The organism is Sphingorhabdus sp. (genome assembly GCF_044374345.1).
Lineage (GTDB): Bacteria > Pseudomonadota > Alphaproteobacteria > Sphingomonadales > Sphingomonadaceae > Sphingorhabdus_B.
Genome location: NZ_JBILOS010000089.1, coordinates 1 through 8,621, shown reverse-complemented (window position 1 = coordinate 8,621; position 8,621 = coordinate 1). Strand labels below are relative to the sequence as shown.

The following is an 8,621-nucleotide window of genomic DNA, read 5'->3' as shown; positions in this document are numbered from 1 at the left end:
CTGTAGGGTTACCCCGGCTATCCAAAATTTGGCGGGCATGTATGTCGAGGATCGCAGTCATGGAAAGCTCCAGTAAAATCGTGATGGGAACAATGTCAGCGCGTCTATCGTTGTGTTGATGATTTGGCAACGACGCTAAGACATATGGATTTTAAATGTAATTTTATGGTGCTATAGTTGACTAAGGCACCGCGCGTACAAATATAAGATATAGCGGCGCCCTTCTAAGTGCCCGCACTTAACCGATAGGAGCATATTCCCATGGCCGAAACTGAAAAGCCAAAAGCGGCAGCGAAACCAGCGCCCGTGAAAAAAGCAACCGCCAAGCCAGCGGCTGCGAAGACAGCAGCAGTCAAGCCAGCCGCTTCCAAGGCCGCAAAGCCCGCTGCAAGGACTTCAGCACCAAAGGCCGTGACAAAGGCGCAGCCTGCCAAAGGCAAAACCGACGACGTTAAATCCAAGGTCAAATCAGAAATGAATGATTTTAAATCCAAAGCAGCGGAAAGCGCGCGCGCCGCAGCTAAAAAAGGCAAGGACCGCGCGACGGAAGCGGTCGACAGCATTGGTAAACTTATTCGCGACAGCGCGGCGACCATCGATGACAATGTCGGTAAGCAATATGGCGATTACGCCCGTAGCGCAGCAGACATGGTTGAAGGCTTCGCTGGCAAGATGGACGCAAAGGATGTCGACGCCTTGGCCGATGATGCCCGCCAGTTTGTCCGCAAAAGCCCCGCGGTTGCGATTGGCGCTGCAGCAGCCATTGGCTTTGTACTCGCACGCCTCATTCGCTCAGGCGGCAAGGACGCCTAATTAGACAGCATTAGCGGCTTTGCAAAAGGCCGCTTTTGACCGATAAGTGAAACCAATGATTATGGATCAGCGTCAGGACGAAGGGGTGGAGGATAGCCCGAAACCAGCAGAAGCAACCGCGAGCGAACAGGTTTCGTTGGTGATGGAAGATCTGCGCGCGCTGGTGAAGGCAGAAATGCACTATTACCGTTCGCGCCTTGATTACACGCGACATGTATTCCGATCGGCGTTCCTCTATGGCGCGATTGCGGCGTTCGCACTCATCGGCGCGTCAATCGCCTTTGTGATGGGGCTGGTGCTGACTTTGGCCCCATTAATTGGTCCGCTTGCGGCCACGTTGGTTGTCACGTTCACCTTTATCGTCGTTGCGGTCATTTTTGGATCGCTGGCACGAAAATGGATGAGGAAAGTTTACTTTCCGGAAATGCAAGAGAATGTCGACGATCTTACCTGAAAACCCGGTTGTCACGGACCGCGAAAGCGTCATTCTATCAAATGCAGAGCGGCGTAATCTTCGGCGTAAGCTTAAGGGCAGCATCAACGTTGCTCAGGATGTCCTCAACCCCCGCAACCAAGTTCGCAAGCTGGTCGCGTTAAAAAAATCGCAAGCAAAAAAGGCCGCGGATGAGACCATCCAAGTGGTAAAAGACAATGCCCCGTTGATCGGCATAGTCGGCGCGGCCACGTTGTTATTGGCCGCCCGCCGGCCGATTTCGCGTTGGATTTCACGCTTGCGAAAGAGTAAAACAAACACGCCCGTTGGCGATTGATATAGGAACGAAACATGAGCAAGATTGGCGACAGCATCAAAACCGCAGCTGACAGCGCGAAAGACAGCCTTGCAACCGCGAAGGCGAAAACGACGCAATCCACCGCTGCAGCACGTGCAAAGGCATCTGTAGCATATGAAAAGGGCAAGGGCGCAGCCGCCAGCGGCGTGCAGCAATCGCGCGAACTCGCACGCAAAGCCAAGGGCAAAACAAGCGACGGCATTGATAAAAATCCGTTGGCCATCGTTTTGGGTGGCATGGCGATCGGCGCAATCGTCGGCGCGCTTTTGCCACGCACAGAACGTGAAACGAAAGTTTTGGGCAAAGCCGGTAAAAAGCTGAACAAAAAGGCCCGCAAAATGGCTGAAGCCGCGAAAGCCGCCGGTAAGGAGCAGGTCGAAAGCCTTGGCCTGAACGGCGACGCGTTGCGTTTGCAATTTAGGGAGCTTGTCAGCAAAGCCGCTGTCGCTGTAAAGGCCGCGAGTCAGGCGGCAACGGATGCTGCCAAAGAAAAATAATTGGAAAACAGCGTGACCGACACAAAATTGCATCTCGTCTTTGGTGGACGGGTTGAAAACCCACAGACTTTGAAGTTTACGGACCTAGAAAAATTGGACATTGTTGGCATGTTTCCGGACTATGCCAGCGCAGAAGAAGCGTGGCGGGCCGCCGCGCAACGCACGGTTGATGACGCCGAAATGAAATATGTCGTCGTTCATTTGCACAAGTTGCTGCAACCCGACGCGTAAATAATGCATTGGACGTTACCCTGAACCCCTCAGGGTGACGTCATCGCCTCAGGCGTTACGATAGCGCCACATTAGCAATGGCCGTGCCAGAGCTAGCCCCATCACAAAACCACCTATATGTGACCAAATGGCAATGCCGATGCCTAATCCCGGCCCAACAAAGCCCATTGCGAGGTTCAGGCCAATCCACGCCAGTGTCAGATGCAGCGGACGCGCGATCGCTGCAGGAACCGGCCCCCAGCGCTTTGGCTGCTTGTTCGGGAACAGCAATAGATACGCCCCAATGACACCCGATATCGCGCCGCTTGCGCCAATGGCAGGCACCATCATATCCAGTGACATCGGCAATTGCAGATCAACCGCGAGCCACTCAGTAGCCGCAGCGACATAAGCGGACGCAATATACAGCGCCAAAAAGAGCCCGCCGCCCAAAACGCGCTCAACCATTTTGCCGATCAGCAAAAGCATAAGCATGTTCATGATGACATGCGCGATCCCGCCATGCAAAAATGCGGCCGTAAGCGGTGTAAGCAACGCGGGCACGAGAAATATCATGTCCGCAAACGCGGAGCTATCGCCGCTTAAACGGGCCGGAAAAAGCCCGCCAGCAACGACCGCATATTGCCACAAGGACGGCACCAATAAAATGGCAGCTATTGCCAGATTGATGATGACCAGCGCGTTGGTGACAGGTCCGCGGGGAAACTGCATCTCAAATATTACGGCGCTTCATGACGAAACGCACGTTCAGATGAACTCGATTTTGGATACGAGATAAAATTTGTCACCCGATGGTACCGTCACTTCGACTTCATCGTCAGCGACGCGCCCGATAAGCGCGCGGCCCAATGGCGAGTTGTACGAAATACGGCCCGCCTTCGCATCGGCTTCGGTTTCACCCACGAGCTGATACCGCACAGGCTTGTCGTCTTCGTCCAACAAGGTCACCGTTGCGCCGAAAACAATCTTGTCGCCCGACAGAGTGGTCGGATCGATAATTTGCGCGCGGCCAATTTTGTCTTCGATTTCTGAAATCGCGGCTTCAACCTGCCCCTGGCGTTCCTTGGCGGCGTGATATTCGGCATTTTCCGACAGATCACCATGCGCGCGCGCTTCCTCAATTGCTTCCACAATCAATGGCCGCTCATCACGAAGGCGTTTCAAGTCGGTTGTCAGCTTTTCATAGCCTTCAGCCAACATCGGATATTTCTCAAAACTCGCCATCAGGCAAAACCCTTCGTCACAAAAACATCCCGACCGGAGAAATGATAACCATCAATCCGATATGCAGTTCAATTGTCGGGGAAAGATACTGCTCGTGTTAATAATAGTCTTGAAGTGGCCGAACTTCAAGTTGCCGTTGCTGCAGCGCGGCAATCGCCTGTGCAACAGCGATGCTTCCTGCGGCTGTTGTATATTGCGAAACCTTACCAACCAACGCGGAACGGCGGATTTCTTCGCTGTCTTTCAAGCTCTGCCAACCTTCGGTGGTGTTAAAGATCAGGTGGATTTCACCGTCTTTAATCTTGTCGACGATATGCGGGCGGCCCTGCGCGACCTTGTTGACGCGCTCGACCTCTATCCCCTGCTCCAACAGATAATTTGCCGTCCCGTCGGTTGCGCATACGGTAAAGCCGCACGCAATCGCCTGTTTGACGGCAGGGACGATGACTGGCTTGTCCGTGTCTTTCACCGAAACGAACAGCTTCCCACCCATCGGTGGCGGCATCCGCGCGCCGATTTGTGATTTGGCAAAGGCCGTCGCAAAGTCGCGATCGATACCCATGACTTCGCCTGTTGATTTCATTTCAGGCGACAGGACGGGGTCAACACCGGGGAAACGATCAAACGGGAATACCGCTTCCTTGACCGCGATATAATCGATGTCGAGGTTGATGGGTGGCAAGTCCTTAAGCTTTTCCCCCGCCATAACGCGCGCGGCGATCTTGGCGATAGGTGCGCCGATGGCCTTTGCGACGAAAGGCACGGTCCGACTGGCACGTGGATTGACCTCAATCAGATACACCTCGCCATCCTTGACTGCGAACTGAATGTTCATTAGGCCACGGACATGCAGGTTGACCGCAAGCAATTCGGTCTGGCGGCGGATTTCCGCGACGATGTTATCGGGCAGGCTATACGGCGGGATAGTGCAGGCGGAATCGCCGCTGTGGACGCCAGCTTCTTCAATATGCTGCAATATGCCGGCAACAACGACCTCGTCGCCATCGCACAAGGCATCCACGTCCACCTCAATGGCGTCTCGCAAATAGCTGTCGATCAATACCGGCGAGTCGCCCGAGACGATCACGGCCGTTTGGATGTAATTTTCCAGCTGCGCCTGCGTATCGACGATCTCCATCGCACGCCCGCCAAGGACGTAGGACGGCCGCATCAGCACGGGGTAGCCAATATTCTCGGCAACCTTAATGGCTTCGTCACGGCTGCGCGCAATACCGTTTTCGGGCTGCTTTAGCTTCAGCTTGTTGATCAGCGCGGCAAAGCGTTCGCGGTCCTCGGCCAGATCGATGGCGTCGGGCGATGTGCCCAAAATCGGGATTCCAGCTGACTCAAGCGCCTTTGCGAGGTTCAGCGGGGTCTGCCCACCGAACTGGACGATGACGCCCTTCAGCGTGCCGTTCTGCTGTTCGACATGCAGGATTTCCAGCACATCTTCGGCCGTCAGTGGCTCGAAATATAAACGGTCGCTGGTGTCATAATCTGTCGACACGGTTTCCGGGTTGCAGTTGACCATGATCGTTTCATAGCCCGCATCGGCCAATGCAAAGCAGGCATGGACGCAGCAATAATCGAACTCAATCCCCTGCCCGATGCGGTTCGGACCACCGCCAAGGATAACGACCTTCTCACGATCCGTGGGCTGGCTCTCGCATTCCGGCGTGCCGAAGCTTGGGGCTTCATAGGTCGAATACATATAAGGCGTCTTGGCCTCGAACTCGGCGGCGCAGGTGTCGATGCGTTTGAACACGGGGCGCACGCCCAATTTGTGCCGCAATGCGCGCACTTCATCTTCAGTCACGGCGCCAGCAATCGCGCGTGCAGCCTGCATGGCGATGCCGGAACCACGGCGGACTGCGGTTTCCATGCCTGGGCGGATATTGACCGATTCCAGCGCCAGATAGGCAAGCCGCTTGTCCGAAAAGCCCATGGCTTTCAGGCGGCGAAGCGCCTCGGCACTATTGGGCAAACCGTTCGTCTTGACGTCATTTTCTGCCGCAACGATTTCTTCCAGCCGTTCAAGGAACCACGGATCGAACTTCGCAATCGCGTGAATTTCGGCAACGCTCATGCCCTCGCGCAGGGCTTGCGCCGCGACCAACAGCCGGTCTGGCGTTGCACGGCTCAATTCGGCAGAAAGCTGATCTTTCGATGCACCCTTCAGCGCGTCAACATAATTGAAACCCGAAAGCCCGGTTTCCAGTCCACGAAGCGCCTTTTGCAGGCTTTCGTGAATGTTGCGGCCAATCGCCATCACTTCGCCCACGGATTTCATCGCCGTGTGCAACAATGGCTCGGCGCCCTTGAACTTTTCAAAGGCAAAGCGCGGAATTTTGGTGACGACATAATCAATCGTCGGTTCGAACGACGCTGGCGTTGCGCCGGTAATGTCGTTGGTGATTTCGTCGAGCGTGAAGCCAACCGCCAATTTCGCCGCAACCTTGGCAATCGGGAAGCCGGTGGCTTTGGATGCAAGCGCCGACGAACGCGATACGCGCGGGTTCATTTCAATCACGATCAGTCGGCCATCCTTCGGATTGACTGCGAACTGTACGTTGGAACCACCTGTTTCTACGCCGATTTCGCGCAAGCACGCGATGCTCGCGTTGCGCATGATCTGATATTCTTTGTCGGTCAGGGTCAGCGCTGGCGCAACCGTTATGGAATCGCCGGTATGGACGCCCATTGGGTCGATATTTTCAATCGAGCAGATGATGATGGCATTGTCCGCGCGGTCGCGCACGACTTCCATCTCATATTCTTTCCAACCGAGCAGCGATTCTTCAATCAGCACTTCGGTGGTTGGCGATGCATCAAGGCCACCGGTGACGATTTTGATAAATTCGTCGCGGTTGTATGCAATCCCACCGCCGGTACCGCCCATGGTGAAGCTGGGGCGAATGATTGATGGCAGGCCAGTGCGCTCAAGCACCTCAAGCGCTTCTTCCATCGAATGCGCGATGCCCGACCGCGCCGATTCCAGACCAATTTTGGTCATCGCGTCGCGGAACTTGATCCGGTCCTCAGCCTTGTCGATCGCTTCGGCATCGGCGCCGATCATCTCAACGCCATATTTTGCGAGCGTGCCGTCGTTGAACAAAGCCAAAGCCACGTTCAATGCGGTCTGCCCACCCATCGTCGGCAACACCGCGTCGGGGCGTTCTTTTTCGATGATCTTGGCAACGATTTCGGGCGTGATCGGCTCGACATAGGTCGCGTCGGCCATATCCGGATCGGTCATGATCGTCGCCGGATTGGAATTGACGAGGATGATGCGATAGCCCTCTTCGCGCAACGCCTTGCACGCCTGCGTCCCCGAATAATCAAACTCGCACGCCTGCCCGATTATGATGGGGCCCGCGCCGATGATGAGGATGGATTTTATGTCATTACGTTTGGGCATTTAATTCATATTTCCAAAGGCCCCAGCCGCACTTTCACGAATACGACAGAGTGTAGAGGATGTAAGTGCGCAGCACATGGAATAGAGGGCCGGCATTAGGCTATTCACCCCATCATCCCCGCGAATTTCTCGAACAGATAATGGCTGTCCTGCGGGCCGGGTGAGGCTTCTGGGTGATATTGCACCGAAAACGCTGGCTGATCGGCGAGTTCAAAGCCGCAATTGCTGCCGTCGAACAGGCTGATGTGCGTCGCCTTTGCATTGGCGGGCAAGGTATCTGCATCCACGGCAAAGCCATGGTTCATGCTGGTAATCTCAACCGCGCCGTCGCTCAGGCGCTTGACGGGATGGTTCGCGCCACGGTGGCCCTGATGCATCTTCTCGGTCTTCGCGCCGACCGCGAGGCCAAGCATCTGATGCCCGAGGCAAATGCCAAACAACGGCTTTTTGGTATCCAGCCACTGCTTGATCACCGGCACGGCATATACGCCCGTCGCAGCGGGGTCACCGGGACCGTTGGACAGGAACAGACCGTCGGGTGCATGCGCCATGATTTCTTCGAATGTTGCAGTTGCGCTGACGATGGTGACGTCACAACCGACATCGACCAAATTGCGCAGGATATTGTGCTTTATGCCATAATCGATGGCGACGACTTTTTTGCGGCCCTTGGCAGGTTCGGCATAGCCCGAACCCAGCTTCCAAAGCCCCTGATCCCAACCATAAGTCTGCAACGTCGTCACATCCTTGGCGAGGTCCATGCCTTCCAAGCCAGCCCATGCCTTTGCGCGTGCCAACAATGCAGGCACGTCGAAATCGCCGCTCGCCGAATGCGCGATCACGGCGTTTGGCGCGCCAGCAACACGGATAAGCCGGGTCAGTGCGCGGGTATCAACGCCCGAAATGCCGATACGGCCGTTGGCTTTCATCCACGCATCAAAATGCTGTGTGCTGCGGAAATTGGATGGGTCTGTCACATCCTGACGCACAATCGCGCCAAGGGCATGCGGGTTCAGTGCCTCGACATCTTCGGGGTTGGTGCCGACATTGCCAATATGTGGGAAGGTGAAGTTGATGATCTGCCCCGCATAAGACGGGTCGGTCATGACTTCCTGATATCCGGTCATTGCCGTGTTGAAGCAAACTTCACCGACGGCTTGACCTTCTGCACCAAAGCCCTTGCCCCAGATGACTTCCCCGGATGCCAGAACCAATACCCCCGTCGCTCCAGAAGGCGCGCGCGAAGAAATGGGGTCGGCCATGATGGGGTCGCTCCTGTGAGACGGATTACAGCAATGTCGCTAAGGGATTGCGCCTAGAGACGGCGGGGGGATGCGTCAATCTCAAACTCACCATCCCCGACGTGTTTCCGCATCTTACTTGTGGATGAAATGACATTAAGACCCTGAACCAAGTTCAGGGTGACGGTTTGGCGCGGATTGGCTATCTGCGCAAAATACATATTCGGAAAGAACATTATGATTCGTGATACCATCAAGGCCGCCCAAATCACCGCGATGAAGGCTGGAGACAAAGACCGGCTCGCCGCCGTTCGCCTTATCCTCGCCAAAATCAAAGACCGCGATATCGAACTGCGCACCGCATCGCAGCAGCCCGACGATGACGCAATGGTGGTTGAGGTCATGC

The 8,621-nt window shown here is 55.4% G+C and carries 10 protein-coding genes; 6 read left to right on the top strand and 4 right to left on the bottom strand.

The genetic code is table 11. From position 1 onward, the window contains the following. The first annotated feature begins 261 nt into the window (after nucleotides 1-261). From ACIQ5B_RS09000 to ACIQ5B_RS08980, 5 genes are read left to right on the top strand one after another with little or no spacing between them, the layout of a single operon-like run. On the top strand, nucleotides 262-813 hold the full coding sequence (locus ACIQ5B_RS09000) for a hypothetical protein (protein WP_397598714.1): 552 nt from the start codon (nucleotides 262-264) through the stop codon (nucleotides 811-813). A gap of 55 nt (nucleotides 814-868) precedes the next feature. Further along, complete coding sequence (locus tag ACIQ5B_RS08995) at nucleotides 869-1,267, top strand: phage holin family protein (RefSeq protein ID WP_397598713.1); 399 nt, start codon at nucleotides 869-871, stop codon at nucleotides 1,265-1,267. Then, nucleotides 1,248-1,583: a hypothetical protein gene (locus ACIQ5B_RS08990; RefSeq protein WP_397598712.1), complete on the top strand. Its 336-nt coding sequence runs from the start codon at nucleotides 1,248-1,250 to the stop codon at nucleotides 1,581-1,583. Before ACIQ5B_RS08995 ends, ACIQ5B_RS08990 begins: the two co-directional genes overlap by 20 nt. A 14-nt stretch (nucleotides 1,584-1,597) precedes the next feature. Then, the gene (locus ACIQ5B_RS08985; RefSeq protein WP_397598711.1) at nucleotides 1,598-2,101 is read left to right on the top strand and encodes a hypothetical protein; all 504 of its coding nucleotides are present in this window, start codon (nucleotides 1,598-1,600) and stop codon (nucleotides 2,099-2,101) included. A 12-nt stretch (nucleotides 2,102-2,113) separates the two neighbouring features. After that, nucleotides 2,114-2,332, top strand: coding sequence for a DUF4170 domain-containing protein (locus tag ACIQ5B_RS08980; RefSeq protein ID WP_397598710.1), 219 nt, complete (start codon nucleotides 2,114-2,116; stop codon nucleotides 2,330-2,332). Nucleotides 2,333-2,380: 48 nt separating this feature from the next. On the opposite strand, the gene ACIQ5B_RS08975 is transcribed toward ACIQ5B_RS08980, so the two are convergent. The 4 genes from ACIQ5B_RS08975 to carA all read right to left on the bottom strand — a co-directional run bounded on the left by ACIQ5B_RS08975 (nucleotide 2,381) and on the right by carA (nucleotide 8,236). Continuing rightward, nucleotides 2,381-3,043 (bottom strand): rhomboid family intramembrane serine protease, encoded by a 663-nt coding sequence (locus ACIQ5B_RS08975; RefSeq protein ID WP_397598709.1) that lies wholly within the window; start codon nucleotides 3,041-3,043, stop codon nucleotides 2,381-2,383. Between the two features lie 36 nt (nucleotides 3,044-3,079). Further along, on the bottom strand, nucleotides 3,080-3,556 hold the full coding sequence (gene greA, locus ACIQ5B_RS08970; RefSeq protein ID WP_324476720.1) for a transcription elongation factor GreA: 477 nt from the start codon (nucleotides 3,554-3,556) through the stop codon (nucleotides 3,080-3,082). Nucleotides 3,557-3,653: 97 nt separating this feature from the next. Further along, entirely contained in the window at nucleotides 3,654-6,974 is a 3,321-nt protein-coding gene (carB, locus tag ACIQ5B_RS08965) for a carbamoyl-phosphate synthase large subunit (RefSeq protein WP_397598708.1), read from the bottom strand. Nucleotides 6,975-7,078: 104 nt separating this feature from the next. Beyond that, nucleotides 7,079-8,236, bottom strand: coding sequence for a glutamine-hydrolyzing carbamoyl-phosphate synthase small subunit (gene carA / locus ACIQ5B_RS08960; RefSeq protein WP_397598707.1), 1,158 nt, complete (start codon nucleotides 8,234-8,236; stop codon nucleotides 7,079-7,081). Nucleotides 8,237-8,452: 216 nt separating this feature from the next. Here carA and ACIQ5B_RS08955 point away from each other — a divergent pair. Next, the coding region (locus ACIQ5B_RS08955) for a GatB/YqeY domain-containing protein (protein WP_397598715.1) at nucleotides 8,453-8,621 on the top strand (169 nt) is incomplete at its 3' end.

Coding starts and splice junctions, on each gene's coding strand:
- ACIQ5B_RS09000 (WP_397598714.1), top strand. CDS start 262: ATGGCCGAAACTGAAAAGCCAAAAGCGGCAGCGAAACCAGCGCCCGTG.
- ACIQ5B_RS08995 (WP_397598713.1), top strand. CDS start 869: ATGATTATGGATCAGCGTCAGGACGAAGGGGTGGAGGATAGCCCGAAA.
- ACIQ5B_RS08990 (WP_397598712.1), top strand. CDS start 1,248: ATGTCGACGATCTTACCTGAAAACCCGGTTGTCACGGACCGCGAAAGC.
- ACIQ5B_RS08985 (WP_397598711.1), top strand. CDS start 1,598: ATGAGCAAGATTGGCGACAGCATCAAAACCGCAGCTGACAGCGCGAAA.
- ACIQ5B_RS08975 (WP_397598709.1), bottom strand. CDS start 3,043: ATGCAGTTTCCCCGCGGACCTGTCACCAACGCGCTGGTCATCATCAAT.
- greA (WP_324476720.1), bottom strand. CDS start 3,556: ATGGCGAGTTTTGAGAAATATCCGATGTTGGCTGAAGGCTATGAAAAG.
- carB (WP_397598708.1), bottom strand. CDS start 6,974: ATGCCCAAACGTAATGACATAAAATCCATCCTCATCATCGGCGCGGGC.
- carA (WP_397598707.1), bottom strand. CDS start 8,236: ATGGCCGACCCCATTTCTTCGCGCGCGCCTTCTGGAGCGACGGGGGTA.